The sequence below is a fragment of the Stenotrophomonas sp. FR012 genome (assembly GCF_047520565.2).
In the GTDB taxonomy this organism is placed as follows: domain Bacteria; phylum Pseudomonadota; class Gammaproteobacteria; order Xanthomonadales; family Xanthomonadaceae; genus Stenotrophomonas; species Stenotrophomonas sepilia.
The window spans coordinates 135,474-154,220 of record NZ_JAXBQL020000003.1 but is presented as its reverse complement, the minus strand read 5'-3'; the positions used below and the strand labels follow the sequence as shown (position 1 = coordinate 154,220).

The 18,747-nt window shown below is 65.7% G+C and carries 12 protein-coding genes and 1 riboswitch; of the genes, 5 read left to right on the top strand and 7 right to left on the bottom strand.

Going from position 1 to position 18,747, the window contains the following annotated elements; translation table 11 throughout:
* Positions 1-80: 80 nt before the first annotated feature.
* Positions 81-1,202, top strand: a complete 1,122-nt coding sequence (locus ACM0O9_RS06895) for an HDOD domain-containing protein (protein ID WP_262220353.1) — start codon at positions 81-83, stop codon at positions 1,200-1,202.
* Positions 1,203-1,270: 68 nt separating this feature from the next.
* Here the strand turns inward: ACM0O9_RS06895 and ACM0O9_RS06890 are convergent, their stop codons facing one another.
* From ACM0O9_RS06890 to thiC, 6 genes are all read right to left on the bottom strand, one after another.
* On the bottom strand, positions 1,271-1,480 hold the full coding sequence (locus ACM0O9_RS06890; RefSeq protein ID WP_032954496.1) for a hypothetical protein: 210 nt from the start codon (positions 1,478-1,480) through the stop codon (positions 1,271-1,273).
* Positions 1,481-1,646: 166 nt separating this feature from the next.
* Complete coding sequence (locus ACM0O9_RS06885) at positions 1,647-4,517, bottom strand: TonB-dependent receptor plug domain-containing protein (RefSeq protein ID WP_235649112.1); 2,871 nt, start codon at positions 4,515-4,517, stop codon at positions 1,647-1,649.
* Between the two features lie 49 nt (positions 4,518-4,566).
* The gene (locus ACM0O9_RS06880) at positions 4,567-5,466 is read right to left on the bottom strand and encodes a helix-turn-helix transcriptional regulator (RefSeq protein ID WP_053497516.1); all 900 of its coding nucleotides are present in this window, start codon (positions 5,464-5,466) and stop codon (positions 4,567-4,569) included.
* Between the two features lie 115 nt (positions 5,467-5,581).
* The gene (locus tag ACM0O9_RS06875; protein ID WP_414603963.1) at positions 5,582-7,900 is read right to left on the bottom strand and encodes a winged helix-turn-helix domain-containing protein; all 2,319 of its coding nucleotides are present in this window, start codon (positions 7,898-7,900) and stop codon (positions 5,582-5,584) included.
* 259 nt (positions 7,901-8,159) lie between these two features.
* Positions 8,160-8,831 carry an ion channel gene (locus ACM0O9_RS06870; protein ID WP_050562719.1) on the bottom strand — a complete coding sequence of 224 codons (672 nt, stop codon included), beginning with the start codon at positions 8,829-8,831 and terminating at the stop codon, positions 8,160-8,162.
* A 136-nt stretch (positions 8,832-8,967) separates the two neighbouring features.
* Positions 8,968-10,812, bottom strand: a complete 1,845-nt coding sequence (gene thiC / locus ACM0O9_RS06865; RefSeq protein WP_065185349.1) for a phosphomethylpyrimidine synthase ThiC — start codon at positions 10,810-10,812, stop codon at positions 8,968-8,970.
* A gap of 82 nt (positions 10,813-10,894) precedes the next feature.
* Positions 10,895-10,995, bottom strand: a riboswitch (TPP riboswitch).
* A gap of 224 nt (positions 10,996-11,219) precedes the next feature.
* On the opposite strand from thiC, the gene ACM0O9_RS06860 reads away from it, so the two are divergent.
* A complete protein-coding gene (locus tag ACM0O9_RS06860) occupies positions 11,220-12,797 on the top strand; it encodes a BCCT family transporter (protein ID WP_065178347.1) in 1,578 nt (525 codons plus the stop codon).
* A gap of 558 nt (positions 12,798-13,355) precedes the next feature.
* Here ACM0O9_RS06860 and ggt read toward each other — a convergent pair.
* Positions 13,356-15,074: a gamma-glutamyltransferase gene (ggt, locus tag ACM0O9_RS06855; protein ID WP_414604000.1), complete on the bottom strand. Its 1,719-nt coding sequence runs from the start codon at positions 15,072-15,074 to the stop codon at positions 13,356-13,358.
* 686 nt (positions 15,075-15,760) lie between these two features.
* Between ggt and ilvC the strand changes: the two genes are divergently transcribed.
* The 3 genes from ilvC to ACM0O9_RS06840 are packed head-to-tail and all read left to right on the top strand — an operon-like array spanning position 15,761 to position 18,746.
* Positions 15,761-16,735, top strand: a complete 975-nt coding sequence (gene ilvC, locus ACM0O9_RS06850; RefSeq protein WP_053499062.1) for a ketol-acid reductoisomerase — start codon at positions 15,761-15,763, stop codon at positions 16,733-16,735.
* A 39-nt stretch (positions 16,736-16,774) separates the two neighbouring features.
* Positions 16,775-18,511, top strand: coding sequence for an acetolactate synthase 2 catalytic subunit (gene ilvG, locus ACM0O9_RS06845; RefSeq protein ID WP_414604001.1), 1,737 nt, complete (start codon positions 16,775-16,777; stop codon positions 18,509-18,511).
* Positions 18,495-18,746: an ACT domain-containing protein gene (locus tag ACM0O9_RS06840; RefSeq protein WP_005419108.1), complete on the top strand. Its 252-nt coding sequence runs from the start codon at positions 18,495-18,497 to the stop codon at positions 18,744-18,746. The genes ilvG and ACM0O9_RS06840 overlap by 17 nt, the downstream gene beginning before the upstream one ends.
* Position 18,747 lies beyond the last annotated feature (1 nt).

Here is an 18,747-nt window from a genome sequence, read left to right as displayed (position 1 = left end):
CTCTTGCTGCCGTATTAGGTAAATTGCGTCACTTCACACGTCATCGACATCCATCGTCGAGACAGCCAGGGGAACGTGTCGTGCGTATTCTGCTTGTTGGGGATGCAGCCAGCCTGCCGGCTGAGCTGACCGAATTCATTGCCGATCTTGGGGAAGACTGGCAGCCGCTGACCGCCGCCGATGGCCAAACCGCGATGACCGCGGTGGCCACGCAGGGCGTGGACGCGGTGATCGTCTGCCCGCAGTTGCCCGATCTCAATGCCACCACGCTGCTGGGCCAGATCCGGACACTGCGCCCGGAAACCATCCGCATCGCGCTGGTCGATGCGCACCATGGCAACCGCCCGCCGCCGGCGCGCCTGATCGGTGTCGCCCACCGCTTCCTGCCGCTGCCGCTGGCGCCGGAAGTGCTGCTGGAGGCATTGACCAGCCTGGAAGAACTGCGCGAAGTGCTGGACAGCCCGCGCCTGCGCGATGCCATCGGCCGTATCGAGAAACTGCCATCGCCACCGCACCTGTACCTGAGCCTGACCCAGGCCCTGGAACATGACGACGATACCGACAGTGCCGATGTGGCCAAGCTGGTCGCCGCCGATCCGGCCATCGCGGCCAAGGTGCTGCAACTGTCGAACTCGGCTTTCTTCAGCCAGGGCCGCACCATTGCCGACCTGCGCACCGCGGTCACCCGGCTGGGCCTGGCCACGCTGCGTGACCTGGTGCTGGCCAGCGAAGTGTTCTCCGCGCCGACGCTGTCGGCTGCCGAGCGCAACTCACTGCAGCAGCGCGCACTGCTCGCCTCCCGGCTGGCCGCACGCCTGCTGCCCGAGTCCAGCGCCGAACTGGGGGCGACCGCCGCACTGCTGGCCGACATCGGCCTGCTGCTGCCCGGCGTGCGCAACGAGCGCAGCGAGCCCGCGCTGGCCGGCGATGCCCGCCCAGGCCATGCCGAGGCCGGCGCCTACCTGCTGGGCCTGTGGGGCCTGCCGATGCCGATCATCGAAGCGGTGGCCTTCCACCTGCAGCCGCAGCGCGCCAACACCCGCAGCTTCTGGGTGACCGGCGCGGTGCACGTGGCCCTGGCGCTGGTCAATGGCGACCCGGTGGACGAGGACTACCTGCAGCGTGCAGGCGTGCTGAACAAACTGCCGCAATGGCGCGAGCACGCCAATGCACTGATGGGACTGACACCCACTGACGCCTGAGCGGCACGCGGGCGCCTGCCTCCGCCTCGCATGAGGGCGCGTCCAACGGACGCGCCCTTTTTCCTGTCTCAGCGCTGCGGACAGGCGTCCAGCACGCACAGACGCCATTGGCGCTCGCACAGGGCCGGGGCGTTGCCCTTGGCCAGGCACTCCAGCCGGAATTGCTCGCAGTAGACACCGCCGCCGCAGACGATGATGTTCTGTGCGGACAGCGAGCCCACCAGCGTTGCATAGATCAGGACCGCGGCCGATACCTGGCGGAAAAGCGTGCGCTTCATATCCATCTCCCAGTGTCCGGTATTGGACGCGCCCACTGTGCTGAATGTGACAAGAGCAGACAGTGACTGCACTCACCTTCTCGACATGATCAGAATTTCCTTACAGAAATGAAAAGGGCGGACCCTGCGGTCCGCCCTCCTCGTTCTGCTACCGCACTTCGATGGATCAGAAGCGCTGGGTGTACTTCATATACAGGAAGCGACCCACGTCGAAGCCGCCGTAGTAGGCGAAGCTCGAGTTCGGCTGGGTGAACATGATCGGACCCTTATGGTCGAACACGTTGTTGGCGCCCAGCGCGATGGTGGCATCCCACGGTGCCTTCCAGCTGACCTGCAGGTCGTGGAAGGTGTTGGAGCCGGTCTTGCGCAGCGGCGACTTCTCACCGTTCTGGTAGCGGTCGGCGTCGTCGCACGGACGGTTGGCCACGCAGGCTTCGTTCATGCCCGAGTAGTAACGCGCGGTGTACGCCACGCCGAAGTCACCCTTCGACCAGGTCAGGCCCAGGTTCGAACGCACGCGGAACAGGCCCGGCTCACCCACACGGCCGATGGTGATGTTGTCACCGTCAGCGTTCTGGCCCTGCTCGTCGTACTTGGCCAGGTAGCTCGTCTGCCAGTCGATCGCGAACTGGCCGATGGCCAGCTCCGGCAGGCGGTACTTGATGCCCAGGTCGTAGCCCTGGGTTTCCATCTGGCCGAGGTTGGCCAGGCCGTAGGTCATGCCGTTGATGTGGCCATCGCCTGCACGGGTGTGTGCGGCGCAACGCGAAGCATCGCCCAACACGTAGCAGTCACGCAGGATGCGGTCGACGCTGTCAGCGATGATCATGTCGCTGATTTCGTACTTGTACCAGTCCAGCGAGATGTCCAGGCCCTGCACCCAGCGCGGGCTCCAGACCAGGCCGATGGTGGTGCTCTTGGAGGTTTCCGGGGTCAGGTTCGGGTTGGCACCCGAGATGAACTGGTCCGGCGTCGCACACGGGGTCGAGGTGCACGGAATCAGGCCCTGGCCCAGCTGGGTGTAACCGACCGGGACGCCCGCCGCCGAGCAGGCCGCGTTGCCGTTGACCGAACCCGGCGCGGTGATGCCGCACGGATCGGTGTACGACTCGAAGCTGCTGCTCAGGCCACCGTACAGGTTGTCGATGGTCGGAGCACGGAAGCCCTCAGCCCAGGTACCGCGAACCAGCAGCTCGTCCAGCGGACGCCAGGTGAAGCCGAACTTCGAATTCAGGGTGTCGCCGAAGTTGCTGTAATCCGAGTAACGGGTCGCAGCATTCAGGGTCAGTTCCTTGGCAAACGGCATGTCCGCCAGGACCGGCACGTTCAGTTCCAGGTAGACCTCGTCCAGCGAGTACTCACCCTGAGTGGTCTGCGCGCCCAGGCCGGTGGACTGGCCCGACTGCGCGAAGGCGTCCGGCGAGAAGCGGCCTTCTTCCTTACGGTGCTCGACGCCCACGGCGAAGCCCAGGTCACCGGCCGGCAGGGTCACGATCGAACCCGACAGGTTGGCGGTGAAGCTGGTGGTCTTGGTCAGACCGGTATCGGTGAAGTACGGGAACAGGAAGTCCTGGGTGGCCTGGTCGGCCAGCGAACCGGCACCGGCAACGCCGAACGGCAGCAGCGGGTTCCACGGACGGCAGCCGCTGGTGGCGAGCGGATCGGACATGCTGGTGCCGCAGCGGGCGACGCCATCAGCACCGATGAACGAAGCGCCCAGCGCCTGTTCCGATGCGATCAGGCTCATGTCGCCGTGACCACGCTTGGTGGTTTCGTTGCGGTTCCACAGCGCGCCGACGTCCCAGTCGAAGGTCTTGCCGGCGAAGTCGAAGAAGCCGCTGATGCTCGGGGCGAAGCGCAGGGTCTTGACCTGGCTTTCGGTGGTGCGCGGCACTTCCCACAGACGGCGTCGGAAGGTCAGGTCTTCACCGGTCGGGTTGAACGCGCTGTCGGCCGACAGCGGGGTGCCGAAGGACGCCGACTGGTACGGATAGCCCGCGATCTGCTGGGTGGTGTTGCGCTCGTTGTAGAGCACGTCAGCGTTGAACGAGATCGCGTCGGTGAAGTCGTAGTTGCCGTTGACGTACAGCGACTTACGCTCGATACCGGTCTGCACCATCATCTGCTCGTTGGCATTGACGGCGTCAGCAGAGGTTTCCAGACGGTAGTCGGCGCGGTTGGACGGGTTGCCGCCGTCACGCAGGGTGTACCAGCGCTGGTCGCTCGGGCCGACATAGCCCGGCTCGCCCTGCTTCAAGTTCGGGGTGACGCACGGGTCGCAGAAGCCACCCTTCTGGTTGATCGGGCTGGCGCCCGAACGCGGGTAGTTCGGGCCGGCGTTGCCGTCACGGCTGAACCAACGATCCTTCGCCCACACCGGATCCTGCTTGGAATACTCGGCGGACATGGTGACACCGCCGCGCTCGCCCATGCTGCCGAGGGTGAACGAATAGGTTTCGGTGTCGCCGTCGCCCTTGCCGTACTGACCGACATAGACGCTGGCTTCAGCGCCGTCGAAGCGCTTGCGGGTGATCACGTTGACCACGGCCGCGATGGCGTCCGAACCGTAGATGGCCGAGGCGCCATCCTTCAGGATCTCAATGCGCTCGATGGCCGCCATCGGGATCTGGCTCAGATCCTGGTAACCGGCGGTGGTTGCGCCCAGGCGCTTGCCGTTCATCAGCACCAGGGTGCGCTGGGCGCCCAGGTTGCGGATGTCGACGTAGTAGCCGCCCACGTTCTCGCCCGAAGCCAGCGACTCCGAACGCGAAATGGCCGGGGAACCGGCCGAGGTCAGGTTCTGCAGGACGTCAGCAACCGAGGTGTAGCCCTGCTTTTCCAGGTTCTCACGGCTGAGGGTGACGATCGGCTGCTGGGTTTCAACGGCAGCGCCGCGGATGCGCGAGCCGGTGACCGAAATGCGGTCCAGGTCGGTGGTGCCCTTTGCTTCCTGCGCCGAAGCAAAGGCCGGCGCCAGCGCCAGCGCAATGCCGGCCGGCAGCAAGCCGAACCGCACTGCGGGATTACGAACGTTCATCTATCTCTCCAAGGTACGTGTTAGCAGCGTGTTAAAACACCCCAGCACGTTACGATTGCGTTGCAGCGCTGTATTTGCGCGAACCAACCGGAGACTTTGCGGATTGTGGCGGGAGCAAGCCGCCGTTCTCCCTGAAGCGCGATGCGGACTGGCCGTAGCGGGCGCGGAACGCACGCGCGAAGCTGCAGCAGTTGTCGAAACCGCTGGCGGCAGCGACCTCGCCCACCATCATGTCGGTGTCACGCAGCAGATCAGCGGCGCGTTCGAGGCGCAGCCGTGCCGAAAGCGACTGCGGGCTTTCCTCGTACAGGCTCTGGAAGGTCTTGGACAGGTACCAGCTGGAGAAGTTGGTCAGCTCGGCCAGTTCGCCGATGCGCACCACCCGGTGGCTGTTGCCTTCCAGATAGAGGCGCGCGCGCTGCATGCGGCCGAACACCTGGCGCTTGCGGCTGCGCGAGCGGCCCGGGCAGCGCTGCACGTTGTCGGCCAGGCCGCGCTGCAGGCCCGCGAGGTGCAGCAGCAGCGGGCGCAGGGCCTGCGCCGGCTGGCCGCTGGCCAGCGCGTCGCGCCACAGGCGCAGCGCCACGCGCGCATCAGTGCGGTTCATCCGGCCACGACCTGCATACAGGCCGCAGTCGGCCATCTCGGTCAGCACGCGAAGCGCTTCGATGTTCAGGTTCAGGCCAACGCACAACCCGTTGCGACCGGCCTGCACCAGCGGCCGCGATTCCTTCTCGAACGCGATCCACTCGCCCTGGCGCAGGCGGAAGCGCCCTTCCTTGGCCTCGACCCACGAGCTGCCACGCACCTGCATCCAGACAGTGAAGCTGGAGCCGGCGGTCTGCAGGCTGCCCAGCCGGGCCACGCCCAGGCAGGTCGGTGCGACGTCGTCGAGCGACCGGTCCAGGGAAACAGTTTGGCCGCGATCGGCCAGCGAGAGTTGACGCATGGGGGCACCACGGATTTGCCTAGTACAGGACTCCGTTTTGCCAAATCAGGCGGCACTGCGTCAGGAAGGTCCGACGAGATCGCCACGAATTCGCGACGAGATCCCGACGAAGAAATTACGAAGGCCCATTTCCCTTGAACAACAACAACTTGGAGAATGCGGGGAACAGTGCAGGCGGGCGTTCGGGCAACCGCATCACGCCGATGTCAGCGCCATCGCTGACCGCCATCGCCACGAACAGGTCCTTTCCGTCGGCGCTGGCACTGAGCCCGTTGCCGGCGCTGAGCCGTTCTGCGTCCAGGCAACGTTCCGGCTCCTCGCGGCCGGGCTGGATGCGCACGAAGGTGGTGCCACACGTGGTCGAGGTACCGAGGTAGCCGATGCCGCTGTTGCCGGTCACGGTCCAGGCCCGGTATCGCCAGCGGCTGGGCCGGTCATCGCTGATCTGCTGCACGCTGGCCGGGGACAACGCGGCATCCGCCGACCACAGGCCACCGGCGGCCAAGCGGGTGAACAACACGCGGCCACTGCTCCGGTCAAAGCGCGCCTGCGACACCCCATCGATGCTGGCCAATCGGCGCCAGGGCTGGACGCTGCGATCGAACAGGCTCAACCGCGTGCGCTGGTCGGCATCGCGCTCGACCACAAACAGCTGCTGCGGCGAGGCGCCATACAGTGCCTGCAACGGCTGTTCGGCCGGAACCGGCAAGGGTTGCAGGCGTTCATCGCGTGGCGCGATTTCATAGAGCACCGTGCGCCCATGCGCATCGCGGCCAACCACGAGCAACTGCCGGCTGTCGGCCGACCAGTCAGGCGCCTGCCGCGCTTCCGGCCGCAGCCCTTCGATGGGACGCAGCGAATCCGGTCGCTGCATGTCCGCCCACCACAGGGCGAAGCTGCCGGAACGATCGGAGGTGAAGACCAGCTGGCGGCCATCAGGCGCTGCCATCGGCTGCCCATCGCGGCCACTGGAGGCGAACAGTCGCTCGGGCGTGCCGCTGCCCTGCATCGGCACCTTGAACACGCCGAACTGCGCGCGCCGGTGGACGAACGCCAGCATGCCACCGCGTCGCGACACCGCTGGCCACTGCGCATCATCCAGGCCGGCATCGCGCAACGTGTGCCGCTCGACGTCCAGGTAATAGAGCCGCGCCTCGCTATCGACACGGCGACCGAAGACGATGGTTCGGCCATCGTCCAGCCAGGCCCAGCCGCGCAGCTCTGCCGCTTCGTTGGTCAACTGCTCGGGCGTACCGCCTGCGGCTGGCACCCGCCACAGATCACCCAGCTGCGGGTTGCGCACGAACACCAGCCATTGCCCATCAGGCGAATAACGCGGTGCGTAGTCGAAGTCATCCTGGTCGACGCTGTAGGCCAGCGCGCGCCACTGGCCACTGGCCAGGTCCAGCACGCGGATGCCACGGTGCGCGTAGCGACCGACCATGCTCCCGAACACCAGGCCACGCCCATCTGGCGTCCAGTCGAAACTGAGCAGCTCCGTCCCATCGCAGCGTGTGGCCTGGCGCAGTGCGCCACCGGTGGCGCTGGCGATCAGTACCTGGCAGCCGCCGTCGGCGGAGAACCGCGCGAAGGCGATTTCGCGACCATCCGGCGACCAGTTCGGGAAGCGATCGACGGCACCGGCCGGTGGCGCCAGCAACTGGCGCGCCGGTGCGTTGCCGGAGGTCTGCAGCTTGATCGCGCCACCGCCGTTGCCATCCTCGTTGGCGCCCTCATAGGCCACCAGCGAACCGTCCGGTGACAGCGTGGGGTAGGTTTCAAAGCCGCTGGTTGCGGTGATCAACCGATACGGTCGCTGCGGGCTGCCGATCACCCGCGTACCGTTCTCCACGGCAGCCTCCACCGGCGAGCTGCCGGCCGGTGCACGACGCAGCAGCAGCGTGGTCAACACCAGCAGCGTGGCCAGCATCAACACGCCCAGCACCAGCAGCACGCGCCGACGGATATGGCGCCAGCGGCGGCGCGCTGCCTGTGGATGCGCAGGCAACGCAGCAGTGGTCACCGGCTGCGCGGCCATGCCTTCGTCGTCGGGGACGCCTGCGGCCACGGGCTCGGCATCGTCCAGCACCTGCACCGGGACCAGAAGCCGATAGCCTGTCTTGGCGATGGTTTCGATGTAGGCCTGGCCGTTGTCGTCGTCGTTGCTGAACGCCTTGCGCAGCTGGGTGACGGCCTGGGTCAGCACATCGTTGGTCGGCAGCGTGTCCGGCCATACCTCGGCGAACAACTCGTCGCGGGTGACAACGCGACCCGGCTGCCGCAGCAGCACGCGCAGCACGCCCAGCGCCTTCGGCGTCAGCCGGCGCGGGCGACGCGCGCCGACGACCTCGACTTCGCGCGAGGACAGAGTGACGGTGCACTCTCCTATCCGGATCCGATCGGATACCGGGAACTGGATTTCGCTGCTGTTCATTTTCTGCTACACAGTAGAGACAGGTCCCGGGCAGTGTTTGCCTTCGATACCGCCCCGTCCTGGGAACAGCGAAAAGCCAGACTCCGCACAAAGCATCGGCGCATACCGCAAAAACAATCGAGCGCGCGAATACTAGCCTATGCAAGTTACCTCGCCTATCGCGTGGTCGACATCAGGCTCTCTCTCGCCGACGAATTCACATAATTTGCGACATCATTCGCGCCCTTTCGGGCGCGAAATTTTTATCTGGCGTTCATTTTCACATGCGCCGCAACATGGTCAATCCGACCAGCCGCGAAACCACCAAAGCCACGTACATCACGCCGGAAAACTGCTCCAGCATGACCAGTGCGCGTGCCTGTGGATGCAACGGCACGACGTCACTCAAGCCGACTCCAGACAGCAAGCTGAAGCTGAGATAAAGCAGCTCCATCCAACTGCGCTGCGAGCCTCCGCCGGTGCCCTGGAAGCTGCCCGGGTACCACTGCTGGCATACCGCGAATGCGAACGCAAATGCCCATGCAAGCAAGGTGAATGTCGCGCCTGCGGCGAACAGTTCGTCGCGGGTGACCTTGTGGTCCTGGAGCATGTAGGCAATCAGGGCGCCGGCCGTATAGAAGTACAGCAGGCTCTCCAGCAACTGTGCGGTGGTCAGCAGTGCGCTGCGGTCGAGCAATGCGCCAGCCAGCGAGAACACCACCGACGGGATGGCCAGCAGCAGTGCCAGCCAGGTGCCCAGTGGGCTGCGCTGGACCACCCACAGCGCCAGGCCCAGTACCGCCATGCCGAACATGCCCAGCGCCGCGCGGCCGGCAGCGGTGTCATCCAGCGCGGGGTACAGCAGCACCGCGATCAACTGGGCACCCAGCAGCCAGGCCGAAGGATGACGGCGGGCAATGGCCAGCCAACGGGTGGTCATGGCAACGGGCATGGTGTCCTTCCCCCAGGGTGATGCGCGGAGCATAGCGGGGAGCGGCGTGATGAGCGGTGGTGCCGGCCGCTGGCCAGCACTCCTCCCGGCCCCTGCACAACCGGCCGCCGGCCAGCAGCCGGCACCCGGCTACTCGTCATCCCTGGTGGTAGACCTCTGCGCCAGCCGCGCGGAACTCCTCCGACTTCTCCTTCATGCCGGCTTCGGCGTAGTCACGCACATCCTGGGTGATCTTCATCGAACAGAAGTGCGGGCCGCACATCGAGCAGAAGTGGGCCAGCTTGTGCGCATCCTTCGGCAGCGTCTCGTCATGGAACTCCTTGGCCTTCTCCGGATCCAGGCCAAGGTGGAACTGGTCTTCCCAGCGGAACTCGAAGCGCGCCTTGCTCAATGCGTTGTCGCGAACCTGCGCACCCGGATGGCCCTTGGCCAGGTCGGCTGCATGCGCGGCAATGCGATAGGCCATGATGCCGTCGCGCACGTCCTGGCGATTGGGCAGGCCGAGATGCTCCTTCGGCGTCACGTAACAGAGCATGGCCGTGCCGAACCATCCGATCATCGCCGCGCCGATCGCGCTGGTGATGTGGTCGTAGCCCGGTGCGATATCGGTGGTCAACGGCCCCAGCGTATAGAACGGCGCCTCGCCGCACTCACGCAGTTGCTTGTCCATGTTCTCCTTGATCAGCTGCATCGGCACGTGGCCGGGGCCCTCGATCATGGTCTGCACATCATGCTTCCAGGCAGTCTTCGTCAGCTCGCCCAGCGTTTCCAGCTCACCGAACTGCGCGGCGTCATTGGCATCGGCGATGCAGCCCGGGCGCAGGCCGTCACCCAGCGAGAAGGTCACGTCATAGGCCTTCATGATTTCGCAGATCTCTTCGAAATGCGTGTACAGGAAATTCTCCTTGTGGTGCGCCAGGCACCACTTGGCCATGATCGAGCCCCCGCGGCTGACGATGCCGGTCACCCGCTTGGCGGTGAGTGGCACGTAGCGCAGCAGCACGCCGGCGTGGATGGTGAAGTAGTCCACGCCCTGCTCGGCCTGCTCGATCAGTGTGTCGCGGAAGATCTCCCAGGTCAGTGCTTCGGCGCGGCCGTCGACCTTCTCCAGCGCCTGGTAGATCGGCACCGTACCGATCGCCACCGGCGAGTTGCGGATGATCCACTCGCGGGTTTCATGGATGTGCTTGCCGGTGGACAGGTCCATCACGGTGTCACCGCCCCAGCGGATCGCCCACACCAGTTTCTCTACCTCCTCGGCGATTCCCGAGGAAACGGCGCTGTTGCCGATGTTGGCATTGATCTTGGTCAGGAAGTTGCGGCCGATGATCATCGGCTCGCTTTCCGGATGGTTGATGTTGTTGGGCAGCACCGCGCGGCCGCGCGCGATTTCATCCCGCACGAACTCCGGGGTGATGATCTTCTGGATCGAAGCGCCGAACGCCTCGCCCGGATGCTGCTGCAGCAGGCCCGCATCGCGGATCGCTTCCAGCCGCTGGTTCTCGCGGATGGCAACGAATTCCATTTCCGGGGTGATGATGCCGCGGCGCGCGTAGTGCATCTGGGTGACGTTCGCGCCTGCCCGTGCACGACGCGGCAGGCTGCGCGCGGGGAAGCGCACGGCATCAAGCTTCGGGTCGTGCTCGCGATCACGCCCGAACGACGAACTCAGGCCTTCGAGCTGCTCGGTATCGCCACGTTCCTCCACCCAGCCGCGACGCAGTGCCGGCAGCCCGGCGGACAGATCGATACGCGCGTCCGGATCGGTGTAGGGGCCGGACGTGTCGTAGACCGTGACCGGTGCATTCTCTTCGCCGCCGAACAGCGTCGGGGTGCGGGTCAACGCGATCTCCCGCATCGGCACCTGCAGATCCGGGCGCGAACCGGGCACGTGGATCTTTCGCGAGCCGGGAATGGGCCGGGTCACGGATTCGGAGAGTTGCTGGGCCTGTTGCTGCAGGGCGGAGAGCTGTGCGTTCATCGGGCATCGTCCAGGAAGGTCAGGGACGAAGCGGCGGCGCACGGCACCCGCGCACGGACGGTCCTTGGGCGGAGTCCGGGCACGGCTGCATTGCAAAGCTTCCCTACGCCGGTATGAGCCGGATCAGGTTCCAAGGGACTGTCTCAACCGTGGCCACATGGCCCGGTACCCCCGCTTCTTGGTGTGCATTAGAGCATAGACCGCCCGCCTCCGGATCTGACCCCAATCGCTATTCGTTAACAGAACCATGACGTCGCGTTCAGTAACGTGCACGTCCGTCGCGCTCCCGCGACCGATGCTTCCTTCGCCGCCGACGCGGCCCCTGCCCGGTTCGCGCCGCATGCCGCCGGCCCTTCGCTGCAAGCTCTGCTCGCTCCCCTCAATCCCTTGATCGGAGAAGCTCCTTCATGGTGTTTCGTGTTTCCATCGCACTGGTTCTGATGCTGGTGCTGCTTGCCGGTATTGCACCCGGCCCCTTCAATACCGTGGTGCAGAGCATCCTCGGCGAACTCATCCGCGGTATCGGCTGGCTGTACCTGCTGGTGGTGTTCCTGGCCCTGGTGTTCCTGATGTACCTGGCCTTCGGTCGCTTCGGCAACCTGCGCATCGGCGGCGAAGACGCCGAGCCGGAGTTCTCGCGGGCCAGCTGGATGTCGATGCTGTTCGCCGCCGGCATGGGCATCGGCCTGGTTTTCTGGGGCGCAGCCGAGCCGATCTCGCATTTCAGCAAGCCGCCCGAAGGATTGGCGCCAGAGAGCATGGACGCCGCGCGTGCTGCCATGCGCTATGTGTTCTTCCATTGGGGCCTGCACCCGTGGGCCATCTATGCGCTGATCGGCCTGGCAATGGCCTGGTTCCAGTTCAACCGCAACGGCCGTGGCCAGATCAGCGATATGTTGCAACCGATCATCGGCCGTCACCATCGTGGCTGGATCGGGCATATGGTCAACATCTCCGCGGTCGTCGCCACCGCGGTTGGCGTGGCTACAGCACTGGGCTTCGGCACGATACAGATCGCGGCCGGCGTGGAACGCGTGTTCGGCGTGCAGGCGGGCGTGCCGCTGCAGCTGACCATCATCGCAGTGGCTTTCGTACTGTACATGGCGTCCACGCTCAGCGGCGTCGGCCGCGGCATGAAATGGCTGTCCAACTTCAACCTTGCATTGGCTGCACTGCTGCTCGCGCTGGTGCTGGTACTCGGCCCGACTGGCGCGATCTTCAACACCTTCACGACGACGTTGGGCTCCTATCTCAATCAGCTGGTGACGATGAGCCTGCGCATGTCACCGTTCTCGTCCAGCACCTGGGTCGCGGACTGGACGATCTTCTACTGGGCCTGGTGGATCTCCTGGGCACCGTTCGTGGGTTCGTTCATCGCGCGCATCTCGCGCGGGCGCAGCGTGCGCGAGTTCGTGATCGGCGTGGTGCTGGCACCGACGCTGCTGGGCTTCTTCTGGTTCTCGGTGTTCGGTGGCACCGCGATCTGGATGCAGATCTTCGGCCAGGCCGACCTGCTGCAGGCACTGGGCAACGGCTATGAAACGGTGCTGTTCACCATGTTCGACAGCATGCCGCTGCCGTTGCTGCTGTCGTGCATTGCGCTGGTGCTACTGATGATCTTCTTCGTGACCTCGGCTGATTCTGCGGTACTTGTGCTGGCCAGCATGTCCACGGACGACGCGGGCGAGCCATTGCGCAAGCACAAAGTGGCGTGGGGTGTCGGCATTGCGCTCGTGGCGGGTTCCTTGCTGTTGGCAGGGGGACTGGAGGCGCTGCAGGGCATGATCACCATCGCTGCGCTGCCGTTCGCGCTGCTGATGCTTCTTGTGATGGTGTCCCTGTACCGGGTGCTGGACCAGGAGTACACCCGCGAGCGACGGCAGGCGCAGCGCCAGCGGCACATGATCGATGCGTGGATCGCACGCGAGATGGCGGCGCAGGAGGAGACGCAGGCCGAGGCAGCGCGCGCGCACGATCAGGATTGAGGGTGTTTTGCAGCCTGCGGCTGCACCGCTTTTTCAAGCAAGTGCAAGTGCAAGTGCAGAAGCCAAGGCGGCTCTGGGCTTCTGCTTGCTTGGCGGGGAGGGGGCAGATGGCGGGACACGCCGCAAGTACGTCCCTGTAGGCTCGGCCACGGCATCCATGCCGTGGACGGTCCCGCCATCTGCCCCCTCCCCGCCTCCGACGATCTCCCAGTGACGGTAGTAGATCCACGCCATGCGTGGATCAGGTGTATCGGAAAACAAGAAGGGGTCGGATCCGTTTTCCTTCGGAAAACGGATCCGACCCCAACCCACAGCGCGCGGCTGTCGCTGTTGCCTTTGCTCTTGATCTTCTTCCTTCTCTTCCGTGGCTGACGCGCACGGAAATTTTCGGGGGGCGTGCGGGTGGGAGTGGCGGGGGTATCCGCGCCATGGATGGCGCGGCTAAGCCTACAAGGACGTATTTACGGCGTCCCCCGACACTCCCACCCGCACGCCCCAGCGCATGAACCTGCTCCAGCGCTCAGCCGCGAGGGGGCTCAGCCCGGTGGCCGGGAAACCTCAGTACCCCGCCGCCTGCCCGTCCTTGCGGCTCTCCGAAGCCCCGTAGTACACCCCGGTCTCGGGATCGCGCATGATCGCCTGGTACCCGCCGTACGGACCGTCGGCGAACACGATGCGATGCCCCTTGCGCATCAGCGCGCGCACGGTCTCGTACGGGAAGCCGGTTTCCAGATTCACTTCACCACCGTCGGTCATCGCCGTGGCCTGACCCGTCGGTTCAGTCGAGCCTTCGTGCTGGATGCGCGGCGCATCACCGGCTTCCTGCAGGTTCATACCGAAGTCCACCAGGTTCATCACGATCTGCGCATGGCCCTGCGGTTGCATCGCGCCGCCCATCACGCCGAAGCTGGCATACGGCTTGCCCCCCTTGGTGATGAACGCCGGAATGATCGTCTGGAAGGGGCGCTTGCCCGGTGCGTATCCGTTGGGATGGTTCTTCTGCAGCACGAACATCTCGCCGCGGTCCTGCAGGATGAAGCCCAACCCCGGCGGCGCCATGCCGCTGCCCATGCCGCGGTAATTGGACTGGATCAACGAGACCATCATGCCGTCGGCGTCGGCCACCGTCATGTAGATCGTGTCGCCTTCCTCCAGCTGCTTCGGTGTGCCCGGCTGCACTTCCTTCAAGGCCTTGTCCATCGAGATCAGCGCGCGGCGCTGCGCGGCGTACTCCTTGGAGATCAGCTTCTGCACCGGCGCCGGCTGGAATGCCATGTCGGCGTAGAAGCGCGCACGGTCGGCGAAGGCCAGCTTCTTCGCCTCAACGAACAGGTGCACATGCTCGGGTGAGCCGAACGGGATCTTCGAGAAATCGTAGCCTTCCAGCACGTTGAGGATCTGAAGCGCAGCGATGCCCTGGCCGTTGGGTGGCAGCTCCCAGACATCGTAGCCACGGTAGTTGCTGCTGACCGGCTCGACCCATTCACCGTGGTGGTCGGCCATGTCCTGGTAGCTCAGGTAGCCACCGTTGGCCTTGAAGTAGTCACCGATGGTGCGCGCGATCTCGCCCTTGTAGAAGGCGTCGCGCCCGCCGTCGGCGATCTTCTGCAGGGTGCTGGCCAGGTTCGGGTTCTTCCACATCTCGCCCTTGCGCGGGGCGTGGCCGTTGATCGTGAACTGCTCCTTGAAGCCCGGGTACTGCGACAGCTTGGGCACCGAACGGTCCCAGTAGTAGGCGATCACCTCGGCCACCGGGTGGCCCTCGCGGGCGTAGCGGATGGCCGGCGCCAGGTTATCGGCCATCGGCTTGCGACCGAAACGGTCGTGCAGGGCGAACCAGCCGTCGACCGCACCGGGCACCGACACCGGCAACGGGCCGGTGGCCGGGATGTCCTTCAGGCCACGACGCTGGAACTCGGCCAGGGTGAGCGACTTCGGCGAGCGGCCCGAGCCGTTGTAGCCGTAGAGCTTCTGCGTCTTTGGGTCCCAGACGATGGCGAACAGGTCGCCACCGATGCCGTTGCCGGTCGGCTCCATCAAGCCGAGCGCGGCATTGGCCGCGATCGCCGCGTCGACCGCCGAGCCGCCGCCCTTCATCACGTCCAGCGCGATCTGGGTGGCCAGCGGCTGCGAGGTAGCCGCCATCGCATGCGGGGCGATCACCTCCGAACGGGTGGCGAAGGTGTGGCCGGTGATGCGGTCGGCGGCGATGGACAGTGCAGGCACGGCAGCCAGCACGGCGGCGGCGAGCAGGGAGCGGGCAAGGCGTCGGGACACGGTCGGGTTCCGGTGGAAGGTGGTTCCGCGATCTTCGCCGCTGCGGCCTTCATGCGGTATCGGGCAGAGGTCATGGGCGATGGCCTTTCGGTGGGTGCCGACCAGGGTCCGCCCCAGCATGGCGAACAGCGACCCGGAATCCGCGCAAAAAGCGTGTTGAAAGGAGTGAATTCGGGTTCACTGAAACACTTTCAGTGGCAACCATCCTTGCGGCGCAAGCGATTTCGCTGGACTCACTGGAAACCGATAAAAAAACTGTCGTGAGGGTTGACACCGCCAAAACGCCTGTGTTTCTCTCGATCGCATGTTGCATCACAACACGCCACCGCGAACCCACATCGAAGCCGCCGCCATCGGCGCCGCCTCGCTGCGTTCGATTCTTGTGCTCGTACTTATTACCCAACCCACAGGTGCGGGACGAGCCAGCGTGTAAGCAACAGACACACCGGAACTCTTCAAAAACCCGCACCCGCCCCGGTGCGGGTTTTTTCATTTCAGAACCTGGTTTCAGACGCAACCACCATGACCAACGCTCATCGCACAACCCGGACCTGCAGCACCACGCCTCGTGGTGGCTGTGCCTGTGCGATGCGCGGCGCCCCCTCCACCGCTTTCCCCTGACCGGCCGGCACGTCACCTCGACGACCGGCCGTTCTTTTTTCTTCCCACCGCAAGGAACCTCCCCCATGAGCACCAACGACCTGCCCCAGACCAAGATCGCCGTCATCGGCTACGGCAGCCAGGGCCGCGCCCACGCACTGAACCTGCGCGAATCCGGCTTCGACGTGGTGGTAGGCCTGCGTCCGGGCGGTCCGACCGAAGCCAAGGCCCAGGCCGATGGATTCACCGTGGTCGCGCCCGCCGATGCGGTGAAGGACGCCGATCTGGTCGCCGTGCTGACCCCCGACATGGTGCAGAAGAAGCTCTACAACGATGTGCTGGCGCCGAACATGAAGCAGGGGGCGTGCCTGCTGTTCGCTCACGGACTGAACGTGCACTACGGCATGATCGAGCCGCGCGCCGATCTGGACGTGGTGCTGGTCGCGCCGAAGGGCCCGGGTGCGCTGGTGCGCCGTGAGTACGAGATCGGCCGTGGCGTGCCGTGCATCTGGGCGGTCTACCAGGACGTCAGCGGCAAGGCCGCGCAGCATGCCCAGGCCTATGCGGCCGGCCTCGGCGGTGCCCGCGCCAACCTGATCCAGACCACCTTCAAGGAAGAGACCGAGACCGATCTGTTCGGCGAGCAGGCGGTGCTGTGTGGTGGTGCGTCGGCGCTGGTGCAGGCCGGTTTCGAGACCCTGGTGGAAGCTGGCTACCAGCCGGAGATCGCCTACTACGAAGTACTGCACGAGCTGAAGCTGATCGTCGACCTGTTCTACGAAGGCGGCATCTCGCGCATGCTGGAATTCATCTCCGAGACCGCGCAGTACGGCGACTACGTCAGCGGCCCGCGCGTGATCGACGCCGGCACCAAGGCACGCATGAAGGAAGTACTGAAGGACATCCAGGACGGCACCTTCACCAAGAACTGGGTGGCCGAGTACGAAGCGGGCCTGCCGAACTACAACAGGTTCAAGCAGGCCGACCTGGAGCACCCGATCGAAAAGGTGGGCAAGGAACTGCGCGCCAAGATGGTCTGGTTGCAAGGACAGGCCGCGTAACCGCGCGGCCCTCCCCCACCCGCTTTGCAAGGTTCCCCCATGAACTCTTCCACACACCGCAGCGCGCCGCCCAACGGCGCGCGCTGGCTGACCCAGGCGCTGGAGGCCGAAGGCGTCCGCACGCTGTTCGGCTATCCCGGTGGCACCATCATGCCGTTCTACGACGCGCTGGTGGACTCGTCGCTGAAGCACATCCTGGTGCGCCACGAGCAGGGTGCCGCCCTGGCCGCCAATGGTTTCGCCCGCGCCAGCAACCAGGTGGGCGTCTGCGTGGCCACCTCCGGGCCGGGCGCGTCGAACCTGGTCACCGGCATCGCCGATGCGATGCTGGACTCGGTACCGATGGTCTGCATCACCGGCCAGGTCGGCACGCCGCTGCTGGGCACCGACGCCTTCCAGGAACTGGATGTGTTCGGCCTGACGATGCCGATCGTCAAGCACAGTTGGCTGGTGCGCAGCGTCGATGACCTGCCGCGCGTGGTGGCCGATGCGTTCCGGATCGCCCGCGAAGGTCGCCCTGGCCCGGTGCTGATCGACCTGCCCAAGGACGTGCAGCTGGCCGACGCCAGCCATCTGCCGGCCCATGCCCCCAGCAGCGTCGAACCACCGCCGGCGCCGGCCGAGGCCGCCATTGCCGAAGCCATTGCCGCGCTGGCCGCGGCCGAGAAGCCGGTGGTCTACGCCGGCGGTGGCATCGCGCTGGGTGACGCGGTGCAGGACCTGCGCGATTTCGTCGAGGCCAGTGCCATCCCCACCGTGATGACGCTGCGCGGCCTGGGCGCACTGCCAGCCAGCCATCCGCAGTCGCTGGGCATGCTGGGCATGCACGGGACCCGCGCGGCCAACATGGCGGTGCAGGAAAGCGACCTGCTGCTGGTGCTGGGCGCACGCTTCGACGACCGTGCCACCGGCAAGCTGGCGGAGTTCGCACCGTTCGCCCGCGTCGTTCACATCGATGCGGACGCATATGAGATCTCCAAGCTGCGCAGCGCCGATGTCGCTGTGCCTGGCAATGTCGGCCATGCCATCCGCGCCCTGCGTGCGGCCTTCCCCTCCCCCAAGGCCAACCAGGACGCATGGCGCAAGCGCTGTGCACAGCATCGCGATCGTTTCGCAGCGCGCTACGACGCACCGGGCCAGCACATCTACGCCCCGGCGCTGCTGAAGCGCCTGAGCGAACTGGCCCCGGCCGATGCGGTGATCGCCTGCGACGTCGGCCAGCACCAGATGTGGGTGGCGCAGCACTGCCGCTTCAACCACCCGCGCAACCACCTGACCAGTGGCGCGCTGGGGACCATGGGCTTCGGCCTGCCGGCAGCGATGGGTGCGCAGTTCGCCTGCCCCGATCGCACCGTGGTGCTGGTGTCCGGCGACGGCAGCTTCATGATGAACGTGCAGGAGCTGGCGACCATCGCGCGTTGCCGCCTGCCGGTGAAGATCGTGCTGCTGGACAACAGTTCGCTGGGCATGGTGCGGCAATGGCAGGAGCTGTTCTTCGCCGAGCGCTACAGCGAGATCGACCTGTCCGACAACCCGGACTTCGTGGCGCTGGCGCAGGTGTTCGGCATTTCCGCCACCCGCATCGACGCGCGGGATGACGTCGAGGGTGGCCTGGCCGCGCTGCTGGCCGAACCCGGCCCGGCACTGCTGCACGTGGCCATCGATGCACGCGCCAACGTATGGCCGCTGGTGCCACCGAACACCGCCAACAGCACGATGCTGGAAAGCAACCCCGCCCATGCCCGCCAGGAGATCCCCAATGCACTACCGGCTTGACCTGGTGCTGCACCCGGCCGAAGGCGCGCTGTTGCGCGTGATCGGCATGGCCGAGCGCCGTGGCTTCGCGCCGCGTGCGATCAGCGGTGCGCCGGTGGCCGCCGACGATGGCCGCTGGCACCTGCAACTGGTGGTGGATGGCCAGCGCCCGGCGGAAACACTGTGCCGGCAGATCGAGAAGATCTACGACTGCGTGTCCGTGCAGGTCACCGCCGTGGAAGGAGCATCCGTATGAA